This is a genomic window from Thalassovita aquimarina (assembly GCF_018219815.1).
In the GTDB taxonomy this organism is placed as follows: domain Bacteria; phylum Pseudomonadota; class Alphaproteobacteria; order Rhodobacterales; family Rhodobacteraceae; genus Thalassobius; species Thalassobius aquimarinus.
Map to the genome: position 1 here is coordinate 436,548 of NZ_JADMKU010000001.1, position 26,403 is coordinate 462,950.

Genomic DNA, 26,403 nt, shown 5'->3' on the forward strand with positions numbered 1-26,403 from the left:
CTCTTGCGCTCAATTACCAACCGGGTACACAAACGTTTTATGGCTTGGCGTCGGGCGGGAGCGGTTGAAAGCATCCAGCGCCTCGACGAAACCTAGGTAATCCGATGCGCCCGCAGACGCAAGGGTAAACAGGTTAAAAAACCGGCATTTTGGACGTCGGGCGACTTTTCCTCGTGAAATTTCAGCCCGTTGTTGCAAGAACAACGCGATCACGCCCGTCCAAGTCGGTTCGGATTTCCACGTTGCGATATCCCGCAGCGCGGAAAATCGCCGCCAAGTCCGGCCCCTGCTTCCAGCCGATTTCAACAAGGATGCGCCCGTTTTCGGTCAGGTGATCCGCAGCACCGGCGGCGATCACGCGATAAGGGTCGAGCCCGTCGCCCCCCGGCGTCAGCGCCATGTGCGGGTCATGGTTGAGCACCTCGGACGACAGTTCGCGCATTTCCGCCTCGGAAATGTAGGGCGGGTTGGACACGATCATGTCGAAACGTCCGTCGATCGCCTCGAACCAGTCCGACCGGATCAGTTCGGCACGCGCCGCCACGCCGAGGCGTTCGGCATTGCGCGCCGCGACCTGCAACGCCTTGGCGCTCAGATCGCTGCCGACGCCGGTGGCCTGCGGCCATTCGCACAGAAGGCTGAGCAGGATGCAGCCGCTGCCGGTCCCCAGATCGAGGATGCGCGCGGGCGCCGGGCCCTCCAGCGCCGCCGCGATCAGGGTTTCGGTATCGGGGCGCGGGTCCAGCACGTCGGCGCTGACCTCGAAACGGTGGTTCCAGAAATCGCGGTAGCCGAGGATTTTCGACACCGGTTCGCCCGCTGCGCGGCGGTCCAGATAACCGCGATAGCGATCCATCATTTGGTCCGAAAAATCCTCCAGCCCGAGGGAAATCAGCCCCGTCTGATCCACCCCCGCCGCATGGGCCAGCAACAACCGCGCCTCGCGCGCCGGGTTATCCTTGTCCGCGAGCCTCTCCTGTCCCAGCGACAAAGCGATCGACAGCGCCTGACCGGGGGTCTGCGCCTCTATCGCGCTCACCCTTCCATCTCCGCCAGCAGCTCGGCCTGGTGATGGGCGATCAAGGCGTCGATCACCTCGTCCAGGTCGCCCTGCATTACCTGGTCCAGCTTGTAGAGCGTGAGGTTGATGCGGTGATCGGTCATCCGGCCTTGCGGGAAATTGTAGGTGCGGATGCGTTCCGACCGGTCGCCGCCGCCGACCTGCGCCTTGCGGTCCGCGGCACGTTCGCTGTCGATGCGCTGGCGTTCCAGATCGAACAGCCGGGTTTTCAGCACCTGCATCGCGATTGCGCGGTTCTGGTGCTGCGATTTTTCAGAAGAGGTCACCACGATACCGGTCGGGACATGGGTGATCCGCACCGCCGAGTCGGTGGTGTTCACGTGCTGGCCACCGGCGCCGGAACTGCGCATCGTGTCGATGCGCAGGTCGCTCGGATCGATCTGGATGTCGACGTCTTCGGCTTCGGGCAGAACCGCCACCGTCGCTGCCGAGGTGTGGATGCGCCCACCCGATTCCGTTTCCGGCACCCGCTGCACCCGGTGCACGCCGCTTTCGTATTTCAGCCGGGCAAACACGCCCTCGCCCTTCACATGGGCGGTGACTTCCTTGATCCCGCCCAGTTCGGTTTCGGCTAGGTCGATGATCTGGAACGACCAGCCCCGCGCCTCGGCATAACGCTGATACATGCGCAGCAGGTCGCCTGCGAAAAGCGCCGCCTCGTCACCGCCGGTTCCGGGCCGTATCTCGATCATCGCCGGGCGGGCATCGGCGGCGTCCTTGGGCAGAAGCGCAAGCTGAAGCGCCTTTTCCGCCTCGGGCAGCTGCGCCTTCAGTGCGGGCAGTTCTTCCTCGGCCAGTGCCTTCATCTCGGGATCGGCCAGCATCTCCTCGGCCTCGTCGAGGTCGGACAGCAGTTGCCTGTAGGCTTTCACCTGTTCCACCACCGGGCGCAGTTCGGCATATTCGCGGCCCAAGGCGGCGATGTCGCCGCTGCCTTCGGCCATCTGCGCCTCGATGAATTCGAAACGGCTGGTGATCTGGTCTAGTCGGTCGAGAGAAATCATGCCCCTGCTCTTTCCCATTCGCGCAATTTGGTCAAGGGGCGCGTTTGTGATAGCATTGTATTTATGTGGAAACCGCTTGTCTTTCTGCTGCTTGCGACGCCTGCGCTGGCCGATCAGACGATCGGCGGCAAGGTGGTGGATTGCTATTGCACCGACACCAGCGGTGCGCGGGTGGAACTGGGCGAAACCATCTGCCTGCAGGTGGACGGCCGGATGTTCATGGCGCAATGCCAGATGTCGCTGAACGTGCCGATGTGGCGCGAAGTGGCCGAAGGGTGCCTCAGTTCAGCGCTGCGCCAGCGCATCGAGCCAGGCATCGAGCCGTTTGGCGTTGACGCCAAGATCTGACCCCCCGAAACGCAGCCGGGCATATAGCGCGATGGTGCCGTCGCGCCGTTCCACAGTTGTGAAATCGGGAAATCCCCAGAAAGCGGTCCGGGTGATGTAGGTGATCCGCCCCTCTTCGACCGACCCGGCCAGAACCCGGGTGTGCGGCCAGCCGAGAGCGATGTCCTGCAGCGATTCGAAATCCTGCTCCGTGCCCGGAATCACGCGGATGGCGCCGGCCTTGAAATCCTTGCTCCGGTCGCCCTTGATCGGCTGGTGCCAGCGGGCCGGGTCGTTGGGCGACAGCCGGACATAGGCCATTGCGGCCAACAGCGCCAATACGAGGATCGCCAGTATCTTCATGTCCCGCCCTTTTCGCCGTTCCAGAACAATTCACCGAACCCCATAGATGGCCGGGAACACGGGCGAGGCAAGATTAACGCCGCGTCCACCCCCACAGGCAGATCAGTTCCATCGCCACATGGGCGCCCGCCACCGCCGTCGCGCCGGTGGTGTCATAGGGCGGCGACACCTCGACCACATCGCCCCCCATCAGGTTGATCCCGGCCAGATCACGCAGGATGATCGCCGTCTGCGCCGAGGTCAGCCCGCCCCAGACCGGCGTGCCCGTACCCGGCGCATAGGCCGGGTCGAGCGCGTCGATATCGAAGGTAAGGTAGGTCGGCGCGTCGCCGACGATCGCCTTGACCTTCTTCGCGATCTCGGCCGGCGCGCTTTCATGCACCTCGCGCGCGTCGATCACGTTCATGCCCAGGTAGTCGTCGCATTCGGTGCGGATACCGATCTGTACCGAACGCGACGGATCGACCAGCCCCAGCTTCACCGCCTTGTACATGAAGGTGCCGTGGTCGATCCGCTCGTAATCGTCATCGGCCCAGAGGTCGGAATGCGCGTCGAACTGGATTACGCTCATCGGTCCGTATTTTTCCGCATAGGCCTTGAGGATCGGCAGCGCGATGTAATGGTCGCCGCCCAGCGTCACCGTGCCCACATCCGCCGCCAACAGGGTGCGGAAATGGCTTTCCAGCGTTTCGGGGAATTCCGAGGTCTTGGCGTAGTCGAAGGCCAGATCGCCGTAATCGACGATGGAAAAGGCGCTGAGCGGATCGTAGCCCCAGCCATAGGGTGGATCGTAGGGCTGCAGGGTGCTCGCCTCGCGGATCGCGCGCGGGCCGAAGCGTGTGCCGGGGCGGTTTGTCACCGCCTGATCGAAAGGCACGCCTGTCACGGCCAGATCGACACCGGTCAGGTCCTTGCTGTAGCGGCGACGCAGGAACGAGGTCGCGCCGGCAAAGGCGTTTTCATAGCTCAGCCCGCGCGCGTCTTCGCGGGTGAAGGCGTGGTCGATCTGTCTCTTCGCGTCCTCAAGCGCCATCGGGCTGCTCCCTTCCGAATAATTTGATCAAATTATATGGCAGAGCCGCCCTGTTCGGTCAACGCCCCTCGACCGGGGGCATCGCGGTTTCGACCAGCCGCGCGAAGAACGAGGCCCCCAACGGTGCGATATCGTCGTTGAAATCGTATCCCGGCTGATGCAGTGCCGCGCCTTCGCCCGCGCCCAGGAACAGGTAGGCGCCGGGCCGGGCCTCCAGCATGTAGGAAAAATCCTCGGCCCCCATTTCGCGCCCGGCATCGTCGATCACCATGTTGTCGCCCGCGACCTGCCGGGCGATCCCGGCGGCAAACGCGGTTTTGGCAGGATCGTTCACCGTGGCGGGATACCAGACCTCGTAATTCAGTTCTGCCTCGACGCCATAGGCCGGGCCCATTCCGTCGACGATTTCCTGCATCCGCTGCATGACCATGGCCTGCACCTTCTTGTCGAATGTGCGCACCGTGCCGTTGATATAGGCGGTTTCGGGGATGATGTTTTCCGCCGACCCGGTATGGATCTGGGTGACCGAGATGACCAGGTCGTCCAGCGCGTAATGGTTGCGGCTGGAAATCGACTGGATCGCCTGAACGATTCCCACCGCCGCGATCACCGGATCGCGCGCCTCATGCGGCATCGCACCATGGCCGCCGACGCCCTTGACGTTGATGTGGAACGTGTCCACCGCCGCCATCAGCGGCCCCGGCGTGGTGTAGAACCCGCCTTCGGTGAACCCCGGAGCATTGTGCAGGGCATAGACTTCCCCGATCCCGAACCGGTCCATGATGCCTTCTTCGACCATCACGCCGCCGCCGCCACCGTCTTCCTCGGCGGGCTGGAAGATCAGCGCCACGGTACCCGCGAAGTTGCGCGTCTCGGCCAGGTACTTGGCCGCGCCCAGCAGCATCGTTGTATGGCCGTCATGGCCGCAGGCATGCATCACCCCCGGCTTGACCGAGGCATAATCGGCATCGGTTTCCTCGGTGATCGGCAACGCGTCCATGTCGGCTCGCAGCCCGATCACCGGCCCGTCCCCCTGCCCCCGGATCAGCGCCACGATGCCGGTTTTCGCGATCCCCGGATGGATTTCATCGACACCGAAATCCTTCAACCGCTCCTCGACGAAGGCGGCTGTTTCGAAACAGTCGAATTTCAGCTCTGGATGCTGATGCAGATGCCGCCGCCAGGCGGTCATTTCGTCGGCGAACCCGGCGATGCGATTGATCACGGCCATGTGCTGGACTCCGGCTGGCTGAAAGGTCAGGGTCGCACCAAACCGCAAAACCGAAGAGGCCGCAATGCCCGATGACACCCTGATTCACGATCCCCGAGGCGGCATGCCGCGCCTGCTGGAAATCATGCGCCGGCTGCGCCACCCCGAAACCGGCTGCCCGTGGGATATCGAACAGGACTTCGCCACCATCGCCCCCTACACGATCGAGGAGGCCTACGAGGTCGCCGACGCGATCGAACGCGAGGCCTGGGACGAATTGAAGGGCGAACTGGGCGATCTGTTGTTCCAGTCGGTGTTTCACGCCCAGATGGCCGAAGAGGCCGGGATGTTCAGTTTCGATGACGTGGCCAACACCATGTCGGACAAGATGGTGGCGCGCCACCCGCATGTCTTCGGCGACGAAAGCCGCGACAAATCGGCCGAACAGCAGACCGTGGACTGGGAAAAGATCAAGGCGGCGGAACGCGCCGGCAAGGAACAGAAAGGCACTCTGGACGGTGTCGCGGTGGGGCTTCCGGCGCTGCTGCGCGCGGTGAAGCTGCAAAAACGCGCCGCGCGGGTCGGCTTCGACTGGCCCCATGCCGACCACGTCATCGACAAGATCAAGGAAGAGGCCGAGGAACTGCTCGAGGCGCGCGACGAACTGAGCCAGACCGAGGTGGAGGAGGAATTCGGCGACCTGTTATTCGTCATGGCCAACCTGGCGCGGCACATGGATGTCGATCCCGAAGCCGCCCTGCGCGCCGCCAATGCCAAGTTCATCCGCCGCTTCGAAGGCATCGAGGCCAAGCTGGCTGCCATGGGAAAGACCCCGTCGCAGTCGAACCTCGAGGAGATGGATGCACTTTGGGACGCGGTAAAGGCCGAGCAGCGCGGCGAGAAAAAGTAAGCCGATAGTTTTTATCGGGTATTGACCCGAGCGAAAGACTCGGATTTAAGATGCGGCAAATGAATGCTGTCTATCGGAGGTCACGCATGTTCAAGCCAATCAAATCTCTCGCCTTTGCCACGCTGGGCCTTGCCATCGCGGCGCCGGTCATGGCCGAAGAGGTCAACCTTTATTCCTACCGCCAGCCCGAGTTGCTGAAACCGCTGACCGATGCGTTCGAGGCGGAAACCGGCATCGACGTGAACGTGGCCTATCTCAGCAAGGGGATGGTCGAACGTCTGACCGCCGAGGGCAAACGCTCGCCCGCCGACCTGGTATTGACGGTCGACATCTCGCGGCTGTCGGCGGTGGTCGAGGCCGGATTGACCCAGCCGGTTCAAAGCGACGTCCTGACCGCCAACGTGCCCGCCGCCTATCACGATCCCGACGGCCAATGGTGGGGCCTGACCACCCGCGCCCGCGTCGTCTATGCCAGCAAGGATCGGGTCAAGCCGGGCGAAGTCACCACTTACGAAGACCTGGCAGATCCCAAGTGGAAAGGCCGCATCTGCACCCGGTCGGGCACCCATGCCTATAACGTCGCGCTGACTGCCGCCGTGATCCACCACCTGGGCGAAGACGGCGCCAAGCAATGGCTGGAAGGGGTGAAGGCGAACCTGGCACGCAAGCCGCAGGGCAATGACCGCGCCCAGGTCAAGGCGATCTGGGCCGGCGAATGCGACATCGCCATCGGCAATACCTATTACATGGGCAAGATGCTGGAAGACCCGGAACAGAAAGCATGGGCCGACAGCGTCAACATCGTCTTCCCGGTCTTCGAGGGCGGCGGCGCGCATGTGAACATTTCCGGCGTCGCGCTGACCAAATCGGCGCCGAACAAGGAAAACGCGCTGAAGCTGATGGAATTCCTGACCTCGCCCAAGGCGCAGCAGATCTATGCCGAGGCCAATCACGAATATCCCATCGCACCGGGTTCCGAACCGGGCGAACTGGTCAAAAGCTGGGGCAGCTTCACCGCAGACGACGTCAACCTGATGGAACTGGCGAAGCTGCGGCCCGCCGCGCTGCGGATCATCGAAGAAGTCGATTTCGACGGCTGATCCGGCTGCGAACGGATTGGATCGGGGCGGCGCCGAATGGCGCCGTCCCTTTTTTGTGTCGCGCCGCCGCCGGGCATTCGCGAAACGACGGAAGAGGAAAGCCGCGCATCCTGGCCCCGGACCCTTTGCGCGATCTGGACTTCGCGGGCCGAAGCTGAAAGGGTTCGGCCAGAACAGGAGAAGCGCATGGAAAGACACAGGATAATCATCGACACCGACCCCGGACAGGACGACGCGGTGGCCATCCTTCTGGCGCTGGCCAGCCCGGAAGAAATCGAGGTTCTGGGCATCACCGCGGTGGCCGGCAATGTGCCGCTGGCGCTGACCGCGCTGAACGCGCGCAAGGTTTGCGAACTGGCCGGGCGGCCCGACGTGAAGGTGTTCGCGGGCTGCGACCGTCCACTGGGGCGCGAATTGGTGACCGCCGAACATGTGCATGGCAAGACCGGGCTGGACGGGCCGGTCCTGCCCGATCCCGAAATGCCGCTGCAGGACGGGCACGCGGTGGATTTCATCATCGACACGCTACGGCGCGAACCGGCGGGATCGGTGACACTGTGCCCGCTGGGACCGTTGACCAATATCGCCATGGCATTCGAGAAAGCCCCCGACATCATGGAACGGGTGCGCGAGATCGTATTGATGGGCGGCGCCTATTTCCAGGTCGGTAACATCACGCCAGCGGCCGAATTCAACATCTTTGTCGATCCGCAAGCGGCCAAGATCGTGTTCGCGTCAGGGGTGGAGATCACCGTGATGCCGCTGGATGTCACCCATAAGGCGTTGGTCACCAAGGCGCGCAACGACGCTTTCCGGGCCATCGGCAACCGGGTCGGTGTCGCGGTTGCCGAGATGACCGATTTCTTCGAACGCTTCGACAAGGAAAAATACGGGTCCGAAGGCGCGCCGCTGCATGACCCCTGCGTCACCGCCTACCTGATCCGGCCCGATCTGTTTGCGGGCCGGCACATCAACGTGGAGATCGAAACCATGTCGGAACTGACCATGGGGATGACCGTGGCCGACTGGTGGCGGGTGTCGGGCCGCGCGCCCAACGCCACGTTCATGGGCGACGTGGATGCCGACGGGTTCTTTACCCTGCTGACGGAAAGGTTGGCCCGGCTGTGACCGCGCTGCATCTGGCCGGACCCGACGATCTTGATCGCCTGCTGCCGCTGGTGAGGGCGTTCCACGACGAACACGGGATCACCCGCAGCGACGACGACCGGATTGCCGGGATTTCACCCCTGCTTGAAGGATCGCCACATGGCGTCGCCTATCTGATCGGGCCGCAGCGGGCGCCGATCGGCTACGTGGTGATTTCCTTTGGCTGGTCGCTGGAATTCGGCGGTATGGACGGATTCGTGGATGAGATTTACCTGCGCTCCTCGATCCGCGGGCGCGGCATCGGCACGGAAGTCCTGACCTCCCTGCCCAAGGCGTTGGCCGGGGCCGGGCTGCGGGCGCTGCATCTGGAGGTGAAGCGCGACGACGAACAGACCCGCCGTTTCTATGCGCGCCTGCGTTTCCGCGACCGCGAAGACTACATGCTGATGACGCTTGACTGTTGAGACTTGCCAATTCGGCACAAAGACTTAGGTGACAGTCATGCCCCTTAAGATCCCCTTCGACAACAGCTATGTCGCGCTGCCGCCACGCTTCTTCACCCGACAGTCGCCCGATCCGGTCGACGCGCCGGAACTGGTGAAATTCAACGACGCCCTGGCGCGGGAACTGGGCATCACCCCGGGACCGGCGCTGGAAATGGCCGAGGTCTTTGCCGGCAACGCGCTGCCCGAGGGCGCGGCGCCGCTGGCGCAGGCCTATGCCGGTCACCAGTTCGGCGGGTTTTCACCGCAGTTGGGCGATGGCCGCGCGATCCTGCTGGGCGAGGTGGTCGACCGGAACGGCCGCCGCCGCGACATCCAGTTGAAGGGATCGGGGCGCACGCCCTATTCGCGGCGCGGCGACGGGCGTGCCTGGCTCGGCCCGGTTCTGCGCGAATACGTGTTGAGCGAGGCGATGCACGCGCTTGGATTGCCGACGACACGGGCGCTGGCAGCCGTCACCACAGGCGAACCGGTGTATCGCGAAACCGTCCTGCCCGGCGCGGTGCTGACCCGGGTGGCAGACAGCCACATCCGCGTGGGGACGTTTCAGTATTTCGCCGCGCGCCGCGACACCGAGGCATTGCAGGCGCTGTTCACCTATGCCCGCGACCGCCATTACCCGGACGCCGAAACTCCGCTGGATTTCCTGCGCGCGGTGATCGAACGGCAGGTAAAACTGGTCGTGCAATGGCTGTCCATCGGCTTCATCCACGGCGTGATGAACACCGACAATACCTCGGTTTCGGGCGAAACCATCGATTACGGCCCGGCGGCCTTCATGGATGTCTATCACCCGGTCACGGTCTATTCCTCGATCGATCACGGCGGCCGCTATTCCTATGACAATCAGGCCAATATCATCGCTTGGAACATGGCGCAGCTGGCCAGCGCCCTGGTGCCGCTGATGCCCGACAGCGACGCGGCGATCCGGGATTTCACCGATGCGGTCAACGCGATGCCGGGGCTGATCCGGGCCGAATGGACGGCCGCTTTCGGGCGCAAGATCGGGTTGGCGAATGCCGGGGCAGACGACATGGAACTGATCGGCGAATTGCTGACCGGGATGGCGGAAAACCGGGCCGATTTCACCAACACGTTCCGGGCCATGATCCGGGGCGAAGGCCGCGATCAGTTCACCGATCCGGTGGTATTCGATGTTTGGGCGACGAAATGGCGCGAACGGTTGGCCCGCGAAAGCGACCCGCAGGCGGTGATGCGCGCCGCCAACCCCGCCTTCATCCCGCGCAATCACCGGGTAGAGCAGATGATCGAGGCCGCCGTGGCGGGCGATTTCGCCCCGTTCGAAAGGCTGCTGCGGGTGTTGTCACGCCCCTACGAGGATCAGCCCGGGGCCGAGGACCTGACCCGCCCGCCACGCGACAACGAAGTCGTACAGCAGACCTTTTGCGGGACCTAGACCGGACCGGCCTGTTCGGCTTGGCGATGGCGGGCCTTGCCGCCGCGCCGGTTGATCAGCACGATCCCCACCGCCACCAGCAACAGCGCCCCGAAGACCTGCGGGCCGATCTGTTCGCCCAGCAGCAGCCAGCCCAGCAGAACGCTGATCACCGGTGACAGGAAACTGAAACTGGCCACGCCGGAGGCCGGGTAGATCTTCAGCAGGAACAGCCAGAACAGAAAACCGAAACCGGCCACGACCACGATCTGGAAGGACAGACCCGCGAAATGCCAGAAGCCCGGATCGCGCGTCAGCGGCCCGAAAAACGGTGCCAGCGCCAACAGGATCACCGCCGAAACCGACAATTGCCACCACAACTGCATTTCCGGCACCTGTTCGGAAACCCGTGTCAGCCGCACGGTCAGCGCGATACCGGCCCAGCCACAGGCCCCGGCCAGCGCGGCCAGATCGCCCAGCAGGCTGGCCTGGCCGCCGTTGCGATCGGCCAGCACCAGGGCCACGCCGGCCAGCGCGAGCCCAAGCCCGAGACCGCGCATCGGGGTCAGGCGTTCCCCCGGCAGCAGGAAATGCGCCGACAGCGACAGGATCACCGGCATCGAATAGAACAGGATCGAGGCCCGCGCCACGGTGGTATGATCGAGCGCCCAGAACAGGCAGATGAATTCGAACGCGAACAACAGACCCAGCAACAGGCCCGAAGCCGTGTAGACGCGCGGGAACCTGATCGGCACGCCGCGCGCGATCATCCAGATCGTCAGGATGATCACGCCCCCGGCCGAACGGATACCGGCCATGAACACCGGCTGAAATCCGGTGTTTCCCAGCTTCACCACCACCTGATTGAAAGCCAGGACGATTGCGAAGCCGACGAGCATAACGGCCCCGGCCGCGTCTATTGAAGTTTTACGTTCCATGCCGCCAACTGATGCCGAAGCGCGCCCGGCGTCAAGATGCGGAATTTATTTTCGCCGCCCCTTGAACAGGTGCGGATTGCGGCGCACGAATTCGTCGATCACCCCGGTCAGCCCGCCCAGTTCGCGCGACTTCAGATAGAACCACCCCGATCCGGCCCCGATCAGCGCCCCGACTCCGTCGACGATCAGGTCACCCATCGTGTCCAGCAGCCCCGATTTCTGCATGTTGGTGCCCAGCAGGCTGTCCATGGTGAATTCGAAGACTTCCCACAGCACCCCGACGGCCATCGCAAAGCAGAAGGCGAACAATGCGACGGCATAGGGGGGCGCGGCGTATTTGTCGCCCTGGAACATCATGAAGATCAGAACGAATCCCAACATGCCGACCCCGAGCGCACCGACCCCGTGCATCCCGATGTCCCACCACCAGAACCGGTCGTAGAAATCGAACACTTCACCCAGAATCAGCGCGCTGCCGGTGAAGATAACCGCCGCGGCGATGAAACTGGGCGGGATCTCGACCCGGATCCAGCGCGACAGGAACAGCGGCGTCACGGTCAGTACCAGCGTCGCGAGCGCGACAAAGGCCGGATACCAGCGCCCGGTGATCACCGCTCCCGCCGCGAAGAGGAAAAGCAAAACCCAAATGATCCGGACGATCCATGTCTGTTCGGAAAACACCGCGTGACTTCCCCTGTCAATTCTGTATCCAATTTCTCCATGACACTAACGACTTGTCGCATCGCAAGCTACAACCTTCAGAAATGCGTCGGGTTGGACCTGCGGCGCAGGCCCGACCGTTCGCTGACGGTGATCGGAGCGCTCAAGGCGCAGGTTGTGGTGCTGCAGGAGGCCGACAAGAGGTTGCCGCCGCGCCCGGCCGCCCTGCCCCATGACATGGTCGAAGATGACGGCTGGACCATCCTGCCCTTCGGGCAGCCCGGCGGTTCGATCGGCTGGCATGGCAACGCGATGCTGGTGCGTCCCGGCATCGGGTTGCGCGAAACCGCGCATATCGAATTGCCCGGGCTGGAACCGCGCGGCGCGATCCGGGCGGAACTGGACACGAACATAGGACCGTTGCGGGTGATCGGGGCGCATCTGGGCCTGGTTCGCCGCTTCCGGCTGTTGCAGATCGGCGCGATCGTCCGCCACCTGCGCGACCTGCCCGAAGTCCCGACGGTGCTGGCCGGGGATTTCAACGAATGGGGTTCGATGCAGCCGATGGATACGGTGGCGCACGGTTTGCGTTTCGTCCACGGCAGGCCCAGCTTCCCCGCGGCGCGCCCGGTCGCGTCGCTGGACCGGTTCGCGCTGTCGGATCACCTGCGTTTCACCCGTACCGGAGCCCACAAGGCACAACCGGCGCGGATCGCTTCGGATCACCTGCCGGTCTGGGCCGATATCACGCTTGCCTGAAACCGCGAGTGGCGCGAAAGCCTTTGGAAACCCGCTCCGATGTGCTAGCCGAAAGAAAAGTCGCACCTGAAACGAGTTATCGATGACCTTTCTTCAGATCACATCACTTTTGATCGTCCTTGCCGGCGCCTTCGGGTCCATCAATTACCTGTTCCTGAAGCTGCCCGCCGCGATCGGTATTCTGGTTGTGTCGCTGCTGGCTTCGATTTCGGTGCTGCTGCTGGATCAGATCGTGCCGGGCCTCAACATGGCCTTCACCGCGCGCAAGGTGATTCTGGGCATCGATTTTTCCGACGCGCTGCTGGAAGGCATGCTGGGCCTGCTGCTGTTTGCCGGGGCGCTGCATGTGAAATTGTCCGATCTGCGCGAACAATGGGCGATCGTGGTGCTGATGGCAACGCTGGGGGTGGCGCTGTCCACCGCCGTCGTCGGGTTCGGCTTCAGCTGGATCACCGGCATGCCGCTAATGATCGCGCTGGTTTTCGGGGCGCTGATTTCGCCCACCGATCCGGTCGCGGTGATGGGCGTGCTGCGCGAGGCCAGCCTACGCAAATCGCTGGAAACCAAGATCGCGGGCGAATCCCTTTTCAACGACGGCGTCGGATATGTGGTGTTCCTGGTGCTGGTGGCGCTGGCCTTCCCCGCCGCCGGCGGCGGGCATGGCGATGGGCACGAAACCACCGCGATGAGCGCGATCACCCTGTTCGTGCAGGAAGCCTTCGGCGGCGCGATCCTCGGCATCGTGCTGGGCTGGCTGACCTTCCGGGTGATGCGTTTGATCGACGACTACGCGCTTGAGGTGCTGATCACCTTGGGCCTGGCCTTCGGCGGCTACGAACTGGCGGTCTGGCTGCACGTTTCCGCGCCGATCATGGCGGTCTGCGCCGGGCTTCTGATCGGCGATATCGGCGCCGCGCGCGGCATGTCGGAAGAAACCCGGCGCTATGTCGGCGCGTTCTGGGAAATGATCGACGAAATCCTCAACGCCGTGCTGTTCCTGCTGATCGGGTTCGAGGTCTTTGCCGTCACGCTGGACATGCAGTTCATGACCGCCGGGATCGCCGCAATCGTTCTGGCGCTGGTCGCGCGGCTGATCGCCGTTGCAGTGCCGATCATCCTGCTGCGCCCTTTCCGCGGCTTCGGCCCCGGGGTCATCCCGATCATGACATGGGGCGGGCTGAAAGGCGGGATTTCGGTGGCGCTGGCGCTGTCGCTGCCCGAAGGTGAATGGAAGCCTCTGATACTGGCCGCAACCTATCTCGTGGTGATCTTTTCCATCATCATTCAGGGGCTGACCGTGGGCCGGGTGGCCAACCGGTTCGGCCGCGAACCCGACCTGATGTAAGCGTGGCACGTTGGGCGATATTTCTGCGCGGGGTGAACGTCGGCGGCCATGGCAAGCTACCGATGGCGGATCTGCGCCGGGCCCTGACCGGGATCGGCGCGGAAAACGTCGCCACCTATATCCAGTCGGGCAATATCGTGATGGATCACCCGGACCAGGCGCCGACGGACATCGCGGCGTCGGTTAGCGACCTTGTCGAGGCTGAATTCGGCTTCCGCCCCGATGCCGTCGCGCTGAGCCCCGACGCGCTGGACGATCTGATCGCCGCGATACCGCAACCCGAAACGGTCGATGCGAAAAACATCCATGTCTACCTCTGCGACGGCGCTCCGCCGACAGGGCTGGCGTCTCACCTCGCCCGCTATTGCACCCAAGGCGAAGAAATCCTGGCGCTGCCCCGCGCCGTGGTGGTTCTGGCGCCGAACGGGATCGGCCGGTCGAAGCTGGCCGCGCCGCTGGACCGGCATTTGAAAAACAGCGCGACCGCGCGCAACCTCAACAGCCTGCGCAAGGTGCAGGCGCTGCTCAAAGGTCAAAGCAGATGATCCGTTACCTCACCCTCGACGTGTTTTCCGACCACGCTTTCGGCGGCAATCAGCTTGCCGTCATTCCGGACGCCACCGCCCTGCCCGAAGAGGCGCTGCAGAAGATCGCGCGCGAATTCAATTTCTCCGAAACGACCTTCGTCTATCCGCCCGCGAACCCCGCGCATACCGCCAAGGTACGGATCTTCACCCCGACGATGGAGGTACCGTTTGCCGGTCATCCCACCATCGGCACCGCGGTGGCGCTGTCCCTGGCGGGGCACGGGCCGGACATGGTGCTGGAACTGGGTGTCGGGCCCCTCAGCTGTCACGCGGCGGAGCGAACCGCGCGGTTCAGCACCGAACAAAAGCTCGACATTCTCGGCCACCCGGAACCCGCCTTGATCGCCCGCGCGCTTGGTCTGTCGCTGGACAGTTTGTCGTTGCAGACCCACCCGCCGGTGATGGCGACGCTGGGCCTGCCCTTCGTGCTGAGCGAACTGACCGACCGCGCGGCGCTGGCCGGTATCACCACCGATATCGGCGCCTTCCGCGAAGGCGCGCGGCTGCATCCCGCAACGCTGGATTTCCCGCAATTCGCCTATGTCCGCAACGGCGACGTGATCCATGCCCGCATGTTCGCGCCGCTCGACAATATCCCCGAAGACCCCGCCACCGGCAGCGCAGCCGCGACGCTCGCCGCCTTTCTGGCACGAAAGGAAGACCGCAACCTTACCCTGCGCCTGCATCAGGGCGACGACATGGGGCGGCCCAGCGTCATCGATCTGCGCACCGAAGGCCAATCCGTCACCGTATCGGGCAAGGCGGTGCTGGTGATGGAGGGACGGCTGCACCTGCCCGGCTAAGCGGTTGCGGCGGCGGCGAAACATCGCTATCAGGCCGCTCCGCTTCAAAGCGGGTGGATCACAACCCGCACAATCGGTAAAAAAGTTGCGGAAAACCCGGGAGGCGTCATGCCAGACACGATCACTGAGCGCTGCGAAGCCATGGGGCTGCGGATGACCGACCAGCGCAGGACCATTGCCGCGGTCTTGCAGGAAACGCACGATCACCCGGATGTCGACGAACTTTATGCCCGTGCCAGCGCCCGCGATCCCCGCATTTCCATCGCCACCGTCTACCGCACGGTGAAACTGTTTGAAGAGGCAGGAATCCTCGAGAAACACGAATTCGGCGACGGACGCGCGCGTTACGAAGATGCCGAACGCGATCACCACGACCACCTGATCGACATGCATTCCGGCGAAGTGATCGAATTCTGCGACCCCGATATCGAAAAGCTACAGGAAAAGATTGCCGCCAAGCTGGGCTATCGGCTGAAGGGCCACCGGCTGGAACTTTACGGCGTGCCGATCAAGAAAGACTGACCGCGCGCCGGTCCCGATTCATCATCATCCGTGATCCACGGCCCATTGGCTTTTGATGCAGCCGCAGCCGCGCGCGCTTGCATCCGGCCCGGATTTGGGATTTTCCTTTGCGGCCTAAACCATTCGGGACCGCGCCCATGCACAATGCCAGAGCCAACCTGCTTTTCATCTTCGCGATGGCGCTGTTCGCGGTGCAGGACCTGTTCATCAAATGGGTTACCGCCACGGTCCCGACCAGCGAAGTGATCTTTTTCCTCGGCCTTGGCGGAACTTTGGTGTTTGCGCTGGTCGCGATGCGGTCGGGCGAAACGCTGTTCCCGCCGCTGCGCGGTCACCGCATCCTTTACCTGCGCACGTTCAGCGAAGGGTTCTGCGCGATTTTCATCTTCGTATCCCTGTCGGCGGTGGCGCTGGCGACCTTCGCCACGGTGTTTCAGGCGGTGCCGCTGGTGGTGACGATGGGCGCGGCACTGTTCCTGCGCGAACAGGTCGGGTGGCGGCGCTGGCTGGCGATCCTGATCGGGTTTTGCGGCGTGCTGTTGATCATCCGCCCCGGATCAAGCGGGTTCGACAGCGCCACCTTGCTGGTGCTGGGCGCGGTGCTGTCGATTTCACTACGCGACGTGATTTCCCGCCGTCTCCCGCCGGCGGTGTCGACCAGCGTGGTGTCCTTCCAGGGCTTCACCGCACTGATCATCGCCGGCCCGGCGCTTGGGTTTCTGCTGCGGCACCAGCCGGTGCTGCCGTCAGTCGGGGAATGGATGCTGATCGGTGCGGTGATCGGTCTGGGCATCCTCGGCTACGCCTCGATGCTGGTGGCGATGCGCATCGGCGAAGTGTCGGCGCTGGCCCCGTTCCGCTATTCGCGGATGGTCTTTTCGATGGGGCTTGGCATCGTTTTCCTGGCCGAACGTCCCGACCTGCTGACCTATGCCGGGGCGGCCCTGATCATCGCGACCGGGCTTTACACCTATCTGCGGGAACGGCGACTTGCCCGCAAAGTGGCGCCACTGGCCGGTATTGACCCCGCATAAAGCACTATTTCCGTCAGCGTTATCGCAAACGTGCCCCCTGCCCCTTTTCACCCCGCGTAAGGGGCTCTAAAAGCGCGCTCAACCGGTCCTATTTCACAAGGAAAACTGCGCCATGAGCACCATCATCGACATTCACGCCCGCGAAATCCTCGACAGCCGCGGCAATCCCACGGTCGAGGTCGACGTGATCCTCGAAGACGGCACCATGGGCCGGGCCGCGGTGCCCTCGGGGGCGTCGACCGGCGCGCATGAAGCGGTGGAAAAGCGCGACGGCGACAAGGGCCGTTATCTGGGCAAGGGCGTGCTGGAAGCGGTCGCCGCGGTGAACGGCGAAATCGCCGAGGAACTGGTCGGCATGGACGTGACCGAGCAGGTCGCCATCGACCGAGCGATGATCGAACTGGACGGCACCCCGAACAAGGGCCGTCTGGGCGCCAACGCCATCCTCGGCGTGTCGCTGGCCTGCGCCAAGGCGGCGGCTGATTTCACCGCGCAGCCGCTCTATCGCTATGTCGGCGGTACCTCGGCCCGTATCCTGCCGGTGCCGATGATGAACATCATCAACGGCGGCGAACATGCCGACAACCCGATCGACATCCAGGAATTCATGATCATGCCCGTATCGGCGGCGAACGTGAAGGAAGCGATCCGGATGGGCGCGGAAGTGTTCCACACGCTGAAAAAGGAACTGTCGGCGGCGGGCTACAACACCGGGATCGGTGACGAGGGCGGGTTTGCACCGGCGCTGGAATCGACCCGCGTGGCGCTCGACTTCGTGCTGAAGGCGATCGAAAAAGCCGGCTACAAGGCGGGCGAAGACATCTACCTCGCGCTCGACTGCGCCTCGACCGAATATTACGAGGGCGGCAAGTACGAGATGAAGGGCGAAGGCAAATCGCTCACCTCGGAAGAAAACGCCGACTATCTGGCCGAGCTGTGCAACGACTACCCGATCATTTCGATCGAAGACGGCATGGCCGAGGATGACTGGGAAGGCTGGAAGCTCCTGACCGAGAAGATCGGCGACAAGGTGCAGCTGGTGGGCGACGACCTGTTCGTGACCAACCCGGCGCGCCTGGCCGACGGCATCAAGCAGGGCGTGGCCAACTCGATGCTGGTCAAAGTGAACCAGATCGGGTCGCTGACCGAAACCCTGCAGGCGGTCGATATGGCGCATCGCGCGCGCTACACCAACGTGATGTCGCACCGTTCGGGCGAAACCGAGGACGCGACCATTGCCGATCTGGCCGTGGCGACGAACTGCGGTCAGATCAAGACCGGGTCGTTGTCGCGCTCGGACCGTCTGGCCAAGTACAACCAGTTGATCCGGATCGAGGAACTTCTGGGTGAAACCGCCGAATACGCGGGCCGCTCGATCCTGAAGTGACACAATGAACCGCAGGATTACGCCCAATCTGAGAGCAGCCTTTCTCAAAGCGATCGTAATCCTCGTTCCGTCGTATCTGGTAGCTTTCATGACCGACAAGATGGTCTATGTTGTTCCAACCTTGGCGGCTGCCGGGATATTCGCGTCAACCGTTCAGACGAAAGACGTCAATCGGCTGCTCGACGAAGGGGACGACGGGACTGATGGGCCCGAAGACGGGCCCGGGGCTCAAAATGGACTGGATGGAGCGTGATTGGCGCTTGACGAAAAATAGAAAGGCGGCCCCGCGGGGCCGCCTTTTTTAATCGGGCAAGGTTCACGGACCCGCACCACAAACGCTGCGATTGCGATATCGCGTGCCATCCTCTACTGCTGTAACACCCATCAACCGCAGGCGGGCCGCACCACATGGACGCGCAAGAGATCATCGAGAAACTGCAGTTGCAGCCGCATCCCGAGGGCGGGCATTACCGGCAAACCTGGATCGAGACCCGAACCGATGGAGCGCGCCCCGCTGGCACCTGCATCTATTTCCTGCTGAAGGCGGGCGAGCGGAGCCATTGGCACCGGGTCGATGCGACCGAGATCTGGCATTACTACGCCGGTGCGCCGCTGATCCTGTCGCTGGCCGAAACCGAGGCCGGGCCAGCCGGCGACCATGTGCTGGGTCCCGACCTCGCCACCGGGCAGGCGCCGCAGTTGATCGTGCCCGCACGGCATTGGCAGGCGGCCCGGACGACCGGCGATTTCACGCTCGTTGGATGCACCGTTTCACCGGGGTTTCTCTTCGAAGGGTTCGAACTGGCGGCGCCGGGATTCGACATTCCGCAATGACGCCTGCGCAGGGGCCGCTCAATAGGACCGGATCACGTCGATCAGGGCACGCGTCGATCCGTCACTGTCCGCGGCGGATTTTTCACCATCGAGCACCGGTTGCAGCGCCAGCGCCAGTTCCTTGCCCAATTCGACCCCCCATTGATCGAAGGAATTGATCCCGAGGATCACCCCTTCGACAAAGACCCGGTGTTCGTAAAGCGCCACGATCTGGCCCAGCACGTAAGGCGTCAGGCATTCGTAAATCAGCATGGTCGAGGGCCGGTTGCCCGGAAACACCCGGTGGCGCGCCTGGCGTTCCAGTTCGGCTCCCTCGTAGCCTCTGTCTGCCATCCTCTGGCGCGCCTGTTCCAGGGTGCGGCCCTTCATCAGCGCCTTGGACTGGGCCAGGCAATTCGACACCAGGATCCGGTGCTGGTGATCCAGTCCGGGTTCATGCCCGCGCGCCCCGACCATGAATTCACAAGGCACGATGTCGGTGCCCTGATGGATCAACTGGTAAAAAGCGTGCTGCCCGTTGGTACCCGGTTCGCCCCAGACGATCGGGCCTGATTTGCAGGGCAAATCCGACCCGTCCATCGCCACGCGCTTGCCGTTGCTTTCCATTTCCAGCTGCTGCAGGTAGGCGGGCAACCGTTCCAGCCGCTGCTCATAGGGCAGCACCGCGCGGGTGGCGTATCCCATCCCCTGATGATGCCAGATTCCGACCAGCGCCAGCAGCACCGGCAGGTTGTCGGCCAGAGGCGCCTGGCGGAAATGGGCATCCATCGCCGCCCCGCCGGACAGGAATTCGTCAAACCGGTCTGGGCCGATGGCGATCATCAGGCTCAGCCCGATCGGCCCCCACATCGAATACCGCCCGCCGACCCAGTCTTCGAAGCCGAAAACGCGTTCCGACGCGATGCCAAATTCCGAGGTCTTGTCCTCTTCTGTCGACAGGGCGGCGAACTGGGCACCCGGATCGGCGACGGTTTTGGCCATCCAGTCACGGGCAGTGACGGCATTGACCATGGTTTCGTTCGTGGTGAAGGTCTTGGATGCCACGATGAACAACGTGGTTTCGGCGTCCAGTCCGGCCAGGAGATCGGTGATATGCGCGCCGTCGACATTCGATACGAAATGCACCCGCGGCCCGTCATGATAGGGTCTGAGCGCCTTCACCCCCATCACCGGACCAAGGTCGGAGCCGCCGATGCCGATATTGACCACATCGGTGATCACCCCGCCCTGCCCGGTGAAACGCCCCTTGCGCACCGCGTCGGCGAAACCGGCCATCCGGTTGCGGGTGCCGATCACCTCCGCGATGACGTCCTGCCCGTCGACTTCGATCACGGTGCCTTCGGGCGCGCGCAAGGCGGTATGCAGGACCGCCCGGTCCTCGGTTTCGTTGATTCTGGCGCCGGCGAACATCGCGTCGCGGCGGGCTTCCACCCCGGCCCCGTCGGCCAGCGCCAGCAGCGCGGTCAGCGTCTCATCGTCGATATTGGTCTTGCTGAAATCGAAATACAGCCCATCGAAGGACCGCGCATATCGCGAAGCCCGCTCCGGGTCGTCGAACAGGGACAGGATCCGCCTGTCTTTCACGCGGTCGGCCAATGCCGAAAGCTTTGTCAAATCCATCAACTTGCCCAATGTACGGTCGCATTCCCCAGAACAGCTTTCACAGGGGCCTCCTCGGGCGGCAAATCGGCCGCGCGCAGGACCGCCTCTTTCTTATCTTCGCCTGTAATAACAATATGAAGGTTGATCGCCTCTTTCAAAACCCGCGCGCTCAGCGTGATGCGCTGCTCGTCCAGCCCTTCGGCCCGCATAGGTAACAGAAGCGGCGCATGGGAATCCAGCGCCAACCGAAGATTGTCACCGCGCGGAAACAGCGACGCGGTATGCATGTCGCCGCCCATGCCCAGGAGCGCGACGGAAATCGGCAGACAGGGGCGCAGTTCCTTCTCGAGCGTAGAGATCGCTTCTTCGGGGCTGCCTTTGGGCATGTAAAGCGGCACCAACCGCGCCGCCGCGGCGCGATCCTTCAGCAGGCGTTCCCGCAGCAACCGGGTGTTGGACCGCGGATGATCCTCGGGCAGCCAACGTTCATCGCTGAGCAGGACATCGACGCGATCCCAATCCAGTTCGACATCGCAAAGCACGTCGAAAACAGGGCCCGGCGTGGTGCCGCCGGGCACCACCAGCGTCGCCCGCTCTTCGTGCATCAGGATCCCGTTCAGTTCCCCTGCCAGCCGGTTGGCCAGATCGATGGCCATCATGTCGCGGTCGGCGTATTCGATGAGGGTCATGACCGCACCTCGCGCCAGCGGCGGCCATCGCGATGCATCAGCGCCAATGCGTCGACGGGCCCGGAACTACCGGTATCGTAAGGCAGCGGCTTATCGCCACGTTCTTCCCAGCCGGCTATGATCGGGTCGGTCCAGGCCCAGGCTGCCTCGACCTCGTCGCCACGCATGAACAGGGTCTGGTTCCCGCGCACAACGTCCATGATCAGCCGTTCATAGGCATCCGGCACTTGTTCGGCGTCCGGCCCCAGGGCTTCGGTGAAGGTCATGTCCAGCGGCACGTCAACGAGGCGCATCCCGCCCGGCCCCGGTTCCTTGATCGTGACGTCCAGATCAATGCCTTCATTCGGTTGCAGCCGGATCGTCAGGATATTCCTGTGCCGCCCCGCTTCCTCATCGAAGATCGAATGCGGGGTTTCCTTGAACACCACCGCGATTTCGCTCGAACGCGCGCGCATCCGCTTGCCGGTGCGCAGGTAGAACGGCGTTCCGGCCCATCGCCAGTTGCTCAGATGCAGCTTCAGCGCGATGAAGCTCTCGGTGGTCGATTGCGGATTTTCGACGTCTTCGAGGTAACTCTGGCGCTCCCCTTCGGCCCGGTACTGGCCACGCACGATGTCGCCCGGATCGACCGGATCCAGCGCCCGGATCACCTTGAGCTTCTCATCGCGCACCGCGTCGGGTTCGAACCGCGACGGCGGTTCCATCGCGATCAGGCAGAGAAGCTGCATCAGGTGGTTCTGCACCATGTCGCGCATCGCACCGGCACGGTCGTAATATTCCCCCCGCCCCTGCACACCGACGGTTTCGGCGACGGTGATCTGGATGTGATCGACATACTGGCTGTTCCACAGCGGTTCGAACAGCATGTTGCCGAACCGGATCGCCATCAGGTTCTGTACCGTTTCCTTGCCCAGGTAATGGTCGATCCGGTAGACCTGATGTTCGTCGAAGTGATCGGCCAGCGACCGGTTCAGCTCTTTGGCGGTTTCCAGATCGCGCCCGAAGGGTTTTTCTACCACGATCCGGGTGTTCATGTCGGCCATGCCGTAAGTGTGCAGCCTCTCGGCCAGCGGCCCGAACAGGCTGGGCCCGACCGAGAAATAGAAGGCGCGCACCCGGTCGGCCTGCATCTTGGCGGCAAGTTCGGTCCAGCCGCGATCGCCAAGCGCATCGACCGTGATGTAGAACAGAATCGACAAGAACCCCTGCATGTCCTCGTCCTTGTAGGGGAAATCGCCGTTGAATTCCGCGATCGCCTCGGTCACGAAGACGCGAAATTGCGCATCGTCCATCTCCGAGCGGGCGGCGCCGATGATCTGCGCCCCTTCGGGCATCTGACCGGCGCAATAGCGGCGGAACAGGGCGGGCAGGATCTTGCGCCGGGCCAGATCGCCGGTCCCGCCGAAGACCACCAGGTCGAAGGCTTCCACCGGAATGATTCTCGAAACCATGGCTTTATCCTCAATTCTGCCCCGGCCGACAGTCGTTGCCGGACGCGCCGTTACCGTCCTTTTAACGCAGAAATCCGCGTAAACCAGACAAATGACGCGACCGGCGGAGCCAATGGTCGGGGACGTCGCATCCGAGCCTAACACCCACTGCCCCATTCACAATGGTGTCAGCGACAAAACCTGCGCTTCCAACGCTTTGCCCGACGCGTTAGCGTCTTCTGAAGGCAAAACAAGCAGACGGAAAATGAAAGATTCGATCAGCAATCCCGCCAATGAGGGAAAATTCATGGACCCGGCCGTGACGGCGGATGGCAGCACCCGGGCGACGGTATCGCTGAACCGACCCGAAACGCTGTGGTTCAACACCGGAACGCTGTGCAACATTACCTGCGCCAATTGCTACATCGAAAGTTCCCCCATCAATGACGCCCTAGTTTACCTGACCGCGGCGGAAATGGTCCCCTATCTCGACCAGTTGGAAGAGCGGCAATGGAATATCCGCGAAATCGGGTTTACCGGCGGCGAGCCGTTCATGAACCCCGAGATGCTGGACATGGCGCGCGCCGCGCTGGAACGCGGCTACGAGATTCTGATCCTGACCAATGCGATGTTGCCGATGATGCGGCCGAAAACGCGGGCGGGACTGGTGGCGCTGAACGCGGAGTTTCCCGGCAAGATGGTCTTGCGGGTCTCTCTTGATCATTGGGACAGGACGCAACATGACGCCGAACGCGGCACGGGAAGCTTCGACAAGACCTTGAAGGGCATGGATTTCCTGCGCGACAACGCGATCGAGATGGCCATGGCGGGCCGGTCGCTCTGGCACGAAAGCGACGCCAGCGCGCGCGAGGGCTACCGTGCCCTGTTCGAGGCGCGCGGCTACCCGATCGACGCCGGCAACCCGGCACAATGCGTGCTGTTCCCGGAAATGGACCTGGGCGCGGAAGTCCCGGAAATCACCACCGCCTGCTGGGACATCCTGGGCAAATCGCCCGACGCGGTAATGTGCGCCTCCTCGCGGATGGTGGTCAAGCGCAAGGGCGCCGAAGCGCCGGCGGTACTGGCCTGCACCCTGCTGGCCTATGACCCGCAATTCGAACTTGGCGAAACATTGGAAGAGGCCGAACGCGACGTGGCGCTGAACCATCCCCATTGCGCCAAGTTCTGCGTGTTGGGCGGGGCGAGCTGTTCGGTCTGATGCGCGTATTGCGGGCGGGTCGAGGGGCGCTGCCCCTCTGCGCCAAAGGCGCATTCACCCCGGGATATTTTTTTAAAAAAAGAAGATCAGGCGCCGCTGATGGTGCCGCCGCCGACAAGCGCGCGGACCCCTGTGGTGGAGGGGCCGGACGTGGGCATACCGTTGGCGATCCGCACCGCGAGATAGGCGAAGGCCTGCGCTTCCAGCATGTCGCCGTCGAGCCCGACCGCCTCGACCGGATCGACCGGGCAGTCGAGCCCGGCGCGCAGCATGTCCATCATCACCGGATTGTGGCGGCCGCCACCGGTCACCAGCAGCCGCGCCGGAGGTGACGGGCAATGAACCATCGCCTGCATCACCGCGGCCGCCGCCATGCCGGTCATCGTGGCCGCCGCATCTGCGTCGTCCAGTTCCCGCACCAGATCGAGCATGTCGGAAAACGCATCCCGGTCGAGCGATTTGGGCGGGATTTTCGGAAAATAGGGATCGTCGAGGAAAAGCTCCAACGCGCCGGCCACCACATCGCCCTGCGCCGCAAGCGCGCCGTTCCTGTCGAAAGGCTGATCGCGCCGCTGCATCATCAGGTCGTTGAGCGGCGCGTTCGCCGGCCCGGTATCGAAGGCCAAGAGCGCGCCGTCGTCTTCGGGCCTTTCCCTATTCGGATCGATCCAGGTGATATTGCCGACGCCGCCGAGATTGAGGAAGGCCATCGGTTCCTTCGCACCGATCCACTTGGCGCAGGCGAAATGGAAAAACGGTGCCAGCGGCGCGCCTTCACCGCCCAGTTCGACGTCGGCGCTGCGGAAATCCCAGACCACCGGCAGGCCCAGCTTTTCGGCCAGATTCGCGCCGTCGCCGGCCTGATGGGTGCCGCGCCCGCGCGGATCATGCGCAAGGGTCTGACCGTGAAACCCGATCAACTCGGCGCCGTCGAATTCGCTCAGCAGCTCGAGATGTGCCTGTTCGACCAGTGTCGTGGCCCCGGCGACGCCTGCGTCACCGGGCCATTTGCCAAGCGCCGCGCGCAGCTCCGCCTGTTCCTCGGCCCGGTAGGCGCGGTAGCCTGTTTTCCCGATCTCGAAGATGGTCTGACCGTCGGTTTTCAGCATCGCCGCATCGACACCGTCGAGCGACGTGCCCGACATCGTGCCCAAGGCCCATAGCGCTTGATGCTGCCGCATACCCGATATTCCTCACCGATCAGGGGGGCCTGCGTGAAAAGCGGTTTCCCCTCTTTGCATTGCACTTTATACCGAGCCTCGCAAAGCTGTAAGGGACAAATGAAATGACCTACCATCCCAAATCGGAATTCATGCAAGTCATGATGGAGCGCGGCTTCGTTGCCGATTGCACCGATTATCAGGGCCTCGACGAGGCGCTGTATCAAGGGGTGGTCCCGGCCTATATCGGCTTCGACGCCACGGCGAAATCGCTGCATGTGGGGTCGCTCATCCAGATCATGATGCTGCGCTGGTTGCAGAAGACCGGCCACAAGCCGATCACCCTGATGGGCGGCGGCACCACCAAGGTGGGCGATCCGTCGTTCCGCGCCGATGAACGGCCGCTGCTGACGCCGGACCAGATCGACGCCAATATCGACGGCATCAAGCAGGTCTTCGCCAAATATATCGATTACGACACCGAGGCGCCGAACAAGGCGCTCATGCAGAACAATGCCGAATGGCTGGACGGGTTGAACTACCTCGAATTCCTGCGCGATATCGGGCGGCATTTTTCCGTCAACCGGATGCTGTCGTTTGAAAGCGTGAAATCGCGGCTGGACCGGGAACAATCGCTTTCGTTCCTGGAATTCAACTACATGATCCTGCAGGCCTATGATTTCCTGGAACTGAACCGCCGCTATGGTTGTTTGCTGCAGATGGGCGGATCGGACCAGTGGGGCAATATCGTCAACGGGATCGACCTGACCCGCCGGGTGATCGATCATGAGGTTTTCGGCCTGACGACGCCGCTGCTGACCACATCGGACGGCAAGAAGATGGGCAAGACCGCCGACGGCGCGATCTGGCTGAATGCCGACATGCGTTCGCCTTATGAATTCTGGCAATTCTGGCGCAACACCACCGATGCCGATGTGGGCCGGTTCCTCAAGCTCTACACCGAACTGCCGGTGGAGGAATGCGAACGCCTGGGCGCACTGGAAGGATCGGAGATCAACGAGGCCAAGGTCATCCTCGCCAACGAGGTCACCACGCTGTGCCACGGCGCCGAGGCCGCCAAAACGGCCGAGGCCACCGCCCGCGAAGTGTTCGAAAAGGGCGGCGTGGGCGACGACCTGCCGACGGTGGAGCTCAGCGCGGCCGATCTGGCCGACGGGGTGTCGATCGTGCAGTTGTTCGTGAAAACCGGATTGGCGAAATCGGGCAAGGACGCCAAGCGCCTGATCAAGGAAAACGGTGCGCGGCTGAACGACGAAGAACTGACCGATGCCGGTCTGCTGATCGATGCGGCGGCGCTGGCGGCCCCGATCAAGCTCAGCGCGGGCAAGAAGCGGCACGCGCTGGTCAAGCTGGCGGAGTGACCGGTGGGGTGAAACCCC

At 63.3% G+C, this 26,403-nt stretch carries 28 protein-coding genes; 17 read left to right on the top strand and 11 right to left on the bottom strand.

Going from position 1 to position 26,403, the window contains the following annotated elements:
• Window positions 1-181 precede the first annotated feature (181 nt).
• Both prmC and prfA read right to left on the bottom strand, forming a co-directional pair.
• The gene (gene prmC / locus IT775_RS02135) at window positions 182-1,039 is read right to left on the bottom strand and encodes a peptide chain release factor N(5)-glutamine methyltransferase (protein ID WP_343231100.1); all 858 of its coding nucleotides are present in this window, start codon (window positions 1,037-1,039) and stop codon (window positions 182-184) included.
• Window positions 1,036-2,085: a peptide chain release factor 1 gene (gene prfA, locus IT775_RS02140; RefSeq protein ID WP_212699410.1), complete on the bottom strand. Its 1,050-nt coding sequence runs from the start codon at window positions 2,083-2,085 to the stop codon at window positions 1,036-1,038. The genes prmC and prfA overlap by 4 nt, the downstream gene beginning before the upstream one ends.
• A 63-nt stretch (window positions 2,086-2,148) precedes the next feature.
• Here prfA and IT775_RS02145 point away from each other — a divergent pair, with 63 nt between their 5' ends.
• Window positions 2,149-2,433: a hypothetical protein gene (locus tag IT775_RS02145; RefSeq protein WP_212699411.1), complete on the top strand. Its 285-nt coding sequence runs from the start codon at window positions 2,149-2,151 to the stop codon at window positions 2,431-2,433.
• Here the strand turns inward: IT775_RS02145 and IT775_RS02150 are convergent.
• From IT775_RS02150 to IT775_RS02160, 3 genes are all read right to left on the bottom strand, one after another.
• A complete protein-coding gene (locus tag IT775_RS02150; RefSeq protein WP_212699412.1) occupies window positions 2,371-2,775 on the bottom strand; it encodes a DUF1499 domain-containing protein in 405 nt (134 codons plus the stop codon). The genes IT775_RS02145 and IT775_RS02150 overlap by 63 nt on opposite strands.
• A gap of 73 nt (window positions 2,776-2,848) precedes the next feature.
• Window positions 2,849-3,808: an agmatinase gene (speB, locus tag IT775_RS02155; protein WP_212699413.1), complete on the bottom strand. Its 960-nt coding sequence runs from the start codon at window positions 3,806-3,808 to the stop codon at window positions 2,849-2,851.
• 58 nt (window positions 3,809-3,866) lie between these two features.
• Complete coding sequence (locus IT775_RS02160) at window positions 3,867-5,039, bottom strand: M20 aminoacylase family protein (protein WP_212699414.1); 1,173 nt, start codon at window positions 5,037-5,039, stop codon at window positions 3,867-3,869.
• A 64-nt stretch (window positions 5,040-5,103) separates the two neighbouring features.
• Between IT775_RS02160 and mazG the strand changes: the two genes are divergently transcribed.
• From mazG to IT775_RS02185, 5 genes are all read left to right on the top strand, one after another.
• On the top strand, window positions 5,104-5,928 hold the full coding sequence (gene mazG, locus IT775_RS02165) for a nucleoside triphosphate pyrophosphohydrolase (RefSeq protein WP_212699415.1): 825 nt from the start codon (window positions 5,104-5,106) through the stop codon (window positions 5,926-5,928).
• Between the two features lie 149 nt (window positions 5,929-6,077).
• On the top strand, window positions 6,078-7,028 hold the full coding sequence (locus IT775_RS02170; protein ID WP_373049824.1) for a Fe(3+) ABC transporter substrate-binding protein: 951 nt from the start codon (window positions 6,078-6,080) through the stop codon (window positions 7,026-7,028).
• 186 nt (window positions 7,029-7,214) lie between these two features.
• Complete coding sequence (locus IT775_RS02175) at window positions 7,215-8,156, top strand: nucleoside hydrolase (protein ID WP_212699417.1); 942 nt, start codon at window positions 7,215-7,217, stop codon at window positions 8,154-8,156.
• A complete protein-coding gene (locus tag IT775_RS02180) occupies window positions 8,153-8,599 on the top strand; it encodes a GNAT family N-acetyltransferase (protein ID WP_212699418.1) in 447 nt (148 codons plus the stop codon). The genes IT775_RS02175 and IT775_RS02180 overlap by 4 nt, the downstream gene beginning before the upstream one ends.
• A 37-nt stretch (window positions 8,600-8,636) precedes the next feature.
• Complete coding sequence (locus IT775_RS02185; protein WP_212699419.1) at window positions 8,637-10,055, top strand: protein adenylyltransferase SelO; 1,419 nt, start codon at window positions 8,637-8,639, stop codon at window positions 10,053-10,055.
• Here the strand turns inward: IT775_RS02185 and IT775_RS02190 are convergent.
• Both IT775_RS02190 and IT775_RS02195 read right to left on the bottom strand, forming a co-directional pair.
• Window positions 10,052-10,972, bottom strand: coding sequence for a DMT family transporter (locus IT775_RS02190; protein WP_212699420.1), 921 nt, complete (start codon window positions 10,970-10,972; stop codon window positions 10,052-10,054). The genes IT775_RS02185 and IT775_RS02190 overlap by 4 nt on opposite strands.
• Window positions 10,973-11,017: 45 nt before the next feature.
• A complete protein-coding gene (locus IT775_RS02195; protein WP_218958511.1) occupies window positions 11,018-11,611 on the bottom strand; it encodes a DUF2238 domain-containing protein in 594 nt (197 codons plus the stop codon).
• An 81-nt stretch (window positions 11,612-11,692) separates the two neighbouring features.
• On the opposite strand from IT775_RS02195, the gene IT775_RS02200 reads away from it, so the two are divergent.
• The 9 genes from IT775_RS02200 (at window position 11,693) to IT775_RS02240 (ending at window position 18,903) form a co-directional block, all read left to right on the top strand.
• On the top strand, window positions 11,693-12,391 hold the full coding sequence (locus IT775_RS02200; RefSeq protein ID WP_212699422.1) for an endonuclease/exonuclease/phosphatase family protein: 699 nt from the start codon (window positions 11,693-11,695) through the stop codon (window positions 12,389-12,391).
• Window positions 12,392-12,473: 82 nt separating this feature from the next.
• Complete coding sequence (locus IT775_RS02205; RefSeq protein ID WP_212699423.1) at window positions 12,474-13,736, top strand: cation:proton antiporter; 1,263 nt, start codon at window positions 12,474-12,476, stop codon at window positions 13,734-13,736.
• A 2-nt stretch (window positions 13,737-13,738) separates the two neighbouring features.
• Window positions 13,739-14,281 (top strand): DUF1697 domain-containing protein, encoded by a 543-nt coding sequence (locus tag IT775_RS02210; protein WP_212699424.1) that lies wholly within the window; start codon window positions 13,739-13,741, stop codon window positions 14,279-14,281.
• Window positions 14,278-15,126 carry a PhzF family phenazine biosynthesis protein gene (locus IT775_RS02215; RefSeq protein WP_212699425.1) on the top strand — a complete coding sequence of 283 codons (849 nt, stop codon included), beginning with the start codon at window positions 14,278-14,280 and terminating at the stop codon, window positions 15,124-15,126. Before IT775_RS02210 ends, IT775_RS02215 begins: the two co-directional genes overlap by 4 nt.
• Window positions 15,127-15,234: 108 nt before the next feature.
• Entirely contained in the window at window positions 15,235-15,648 is a 414-nt protein-coding gene (locus tag IT775_RS02220; protein WP_212699426.1) for a Fur family transcriptional regulator, read from the top strand.
• 137 nt (window positions 15,649-15,785) lie between these two features.
• Window positions 15,786-16,682 carry a DMT family transporter gene (locus IT775_RS02225; protein WP_212699427.1) on the top strand — a complete coding sequence of 299 codons (897 nt, stop codon included), beginning with the start codon at window positions 15,786-15,788 and terminating at the stop codon, window positions 16,680-16,682.
• 112 nt (window positions 16,683-16,794) lie between these two features.
• The gene (eno, locus tag IT775_RS02230; protein WP_212699428.1) at window positions 16,795-18,069 is read left to right on the top strand and encodes a phosphopyruvate hydratase; all 1,275 of its coding nucleotides are present in this window, start codon (window positions 16,795-16,797) and stop codon (window positions 18,067-18,069) included.
• A 4-nt stretch (window positions 18,070-18,073) separates the two neighbouring features.
• A complete protein-coding gene (locus IT775_RS02235; protein ID WP_212699429.1) occupies window positions 18,074-18,322 on the top strand; it encodes a hypothetical protein in 249 nt (82 codons plus the stop codon).
• A gap of 155 nt (window positions 18,323-18,477) precedes the next feature.
• Complete coding sequence (locus IT775_RS02240; protein ID WP_212699430.1) at window positions 18,478-18,903, top strand: cupin domain-containing protein; 426 nt, start codon at window positions 18,478-18,480, stop codon at window positions 18,901-18,903.
• An 18-nt stretch (window positions 18,904-18,921) separates the two neighbouring features.
• Here the strand turns inward: IT775_RS02240 and pgi are convergent, their stop codons facing one another.
• From pgi to zwf, 3 genes are read right to left on the bottom strand one after another with little or no spacing between them, the layout of a single operon-like run.
• On the bottom strand, window positions 18,922-20,523 hold the full coding sequence (pgi, locus tag IT775_RS02245) for a glucose-6-phosphate isomerase (protein WP_212699431.1): 1,602 nt from the start codon (window positions 20,521-20,523) through the stop codon (window positions 18,922-18,924).
• On the bottom strand, window positions 20,523-21,194 hold the full coding sequence (gene pgl / locus IT775_RS02250; protein ID WP_212699432.1) for a 6-phosphogluconolactonase: 672 nt from the start codon (window positions 21,192-21,194) through the stop codon (window positions 20,523-20,525). The genes pgi and pgl overlap by 1 nt, the downstream gene beginning before the upstream one ends.
• Complete coding sequence (gene zwf / locus IT775_RS02255) at window positions 21,191-22,645, bottom strand: glucose-6-phosphate dehydrogenase (protein WP_212699433.1); 1,455 nt, start codon at window positions 22,643-22,645, stop codon at window positions 21,191-21,193. Before zwf ends, pgl begins: the two co-directional genes overlap by 4 nt.
• A gap of 244 nt (window positions 22,646-22,889) precedes the next feature.
• Here zwf and IT775_RS02260 point away from each other — a divergent pair, with 244 nt between their 5' ends.
• Window positions 22,890-23,843, top strand: a complete 954-nt coding sequence (locus IT775_RS02260; RefSeq protein WP_212699434.1) for a radical SAM protein — start codon at window positions 22,890-22,892, stop codon at window positions 23,841-23,843.
• An 86-nt stretch (window positions 23,844-23,929) separates the two neighbouring features.
• Here IT775_RS02260 and IT775_RS02265 read toward each other — a convergent pair whose 3' ends face one another.
• Window positions 23,930-25,024 (bottom strand): anhydro-N-acetylmuramic acid kinase, encoded by a 1,095-nt coding sequence (locus IT775_RS02265; protein ID WP_212699435.1) that lies wholly within the window; start codon window positions 25,022-25,024, stop codon window positions 23,930-23,932.
• 104 nt (window positions 25,025-25,128) lie between these two features.
• On the opposite strand from IT775_RS02265, the gene tyrS reads away from it, so the two are divergent.
• Window positions 25,129-26,385, top strand: coding sequence for a tyrosine--tRNA ligase (gene tyrS, locus IT775_RS02270; protein WP_212699436.1), 1,257 nt, complete (start codon window positions 25,129-25,131; stop codon window positions 26,383-26,385).
• Window positions 26,386-26,403 lie beyond the last annotated feature (18 nt).

What these genes read in the sequence shown, in the direction of transcription:
- IT775_RS02190 (WP_212699420.1), bottom strand. Translation starts at nt 10,972, where the DNA reads ATGGAACGTAAAACTTCAATAGACGCGGCCGGGGCCGTTATGCTCGTC.
- IT775_RS02240 (WP_212699430.1), top strand. Translation starts at nt 18,478, where the DNA reads ATGGACGCGCAAGAGATCATCGAGAAACTGCAGTTGCAGCCGCATCCC.
- mazG (WP_212699415.1), top strand. Translation starts at nt 5,104, where the DNA reads ATGCCCGATGACACCCTGATTCACGATCCCCGAGGCGGCATGCCGCGC.
- tyrS (WP_212699436.1), top strand. Translation starts at nt 25,129, where the DNA reads ATGACCTACCATCCCAAATCGGAATTCATGCAAGTCATGATGGAGCGC.
- zwf (WP_212699433.1), bottom strand. Translation starts at nt 22,645, where the DNA reads ATGGTTTCGAGAATCATTCCGGTGGAAGCCTTCGACCTGGTGGTCTTC.
- IT775_RS02260 (WP_212699434.1), top strand. Translation starts at nt 22,890, where the DNA reads ATGAAAGATTCGATCAGCAATCCCGCCAATGAGGGAAAATTCATGGAC.
- speB (WP_212699413.1), bottom strand. Translation starts at nt 3,808, where the DNA reads ATGGCGCTTGAGGACGCGAAGAGACAGATCGACCACGCCTTCACCCGC.
- IT775_RS02265 (WP_212699435.1), bottom strand. Translation starts at nt 25,024, where the DNA reads ATGCGGCAGCATCAAGCGCTATGGGCCTTGGGCACGATGTCGGGCACG.
- IT775_RS02220 (WP_212699426.1), top strand. Translation starts at nt 15,235, where the DNA reads ATGCCAGACACGATCACTGAGCGCTGCGAAGCCATGGGGCTGCGGATG.
- eno (WP_212699428.1), top strand. Translation starts at nt 16,795, where the DNA reads ATGAGCACCATCATCGACATTCACGCCCGCGAAATCCTCGACAGCCGC.
- pgl (WP_212699432.1), bottom strand. Translation starts at nt 21,194, where the DNA reads ATGACCCTCATCGAATACGCCGACCGCGACATGATGGCCATCGATCTG.
- prfA (WP_212699410.1), bottom strand. Translation starts at nt 2,085, where the DNA reads ATGATTTCTCTCGACCGACTAGACCAGATCACCAGCCGTTTCGAATTC.
- IT775_RS02145 (WP_212699411.1), top strand. Translation starts at nt 2,149, where the DNA reads ATGTGGAAACCGCTTGTCTTTCTGCTGCTTGCGACGCCTGCGCTGGCC.
- IT775_RS02225 (WP_212699427.1), top strand. Translation starts at nt 15,786, where the DNA reads ATGCACAATGCCAGAGCCAACCTGCTTTTCATCTTCGCGATGGCGCTG.
- IT775_RS02235 (WP_212699429.1), top strand. Translation starts at nt 18,074, where the DNA reads ATGAACCGCAGGATTACGCCCAATCTGAGAGCAGCCTTTCTCAAAGCG.
- IT775_RS02150 (WP_212699412.1), bottom strand. Translation starts at nt 2,775, where the DNA reads ATGAAGATACTGGCGATCCTCGTATTGGCGCTGTTGGCCGCAATGGCC.
- IT775_RS02200 (WP_212699422.1), top strand. Translation starts at nt 11,693, where the DNA reads ATGACACTAACGACTTGTCGCATCGCAAGCTACAACCTTCAGAAATGC.
- pgi (WP_212699431.1), bottom strand. Translation starts at nt 20,523, where the DNA reads ATGGATTTGACAAAGCTTTCGGCATTGGCCGACCGCGTGAAAGACAGG.
- IT775_RS02215 (WP_212699425.1), top strand. Translation starts at nt 14,278, where the DNA reads ATGATCCGTTACCTCACCCTCGACGTGTTTTCCGACCACGCTTTCGGC.
- IT775_RS02175 (WP_212699417.1), top strand. Translation starts at nt 7,215, where the DNA reads ATGGAAAGACACAGGATAATCATCGACACCGACCCCGGACAGGACGAC.
- IT775_RS02205 (WP_212699423.1), top strand. Translation starts at nt 12,474, where the DNA reads ATGACCTTTCTTCAGATCACATCACTTTTGATCGTCCTTGCCGGCGCC.
- IT775_RS02185 (WP_212699419.1), top strand. Translation starts at nt 8,637, where the DNA reads ATGCCCCTTAAGATCCCCTTCGACAACAGCTATGTCGCGCTGCCGCCA.
- IT775_RS02160 (WP_212699414.1), bottom strand. Translation starts at nt 5,039, where the DNA reads ATGGCCGTGATCAATCGCATCGCCGGGTTCGCCGACGAAATGACCGCC.
- IT775_RS02170 (WP_373049824.1), top strand. Translation starts at nt 6,078, where the DNA reads ATGGCCGAAGAGGTCAACCTTTATTCCTACCGCCAGCCCGAGTTGCTG.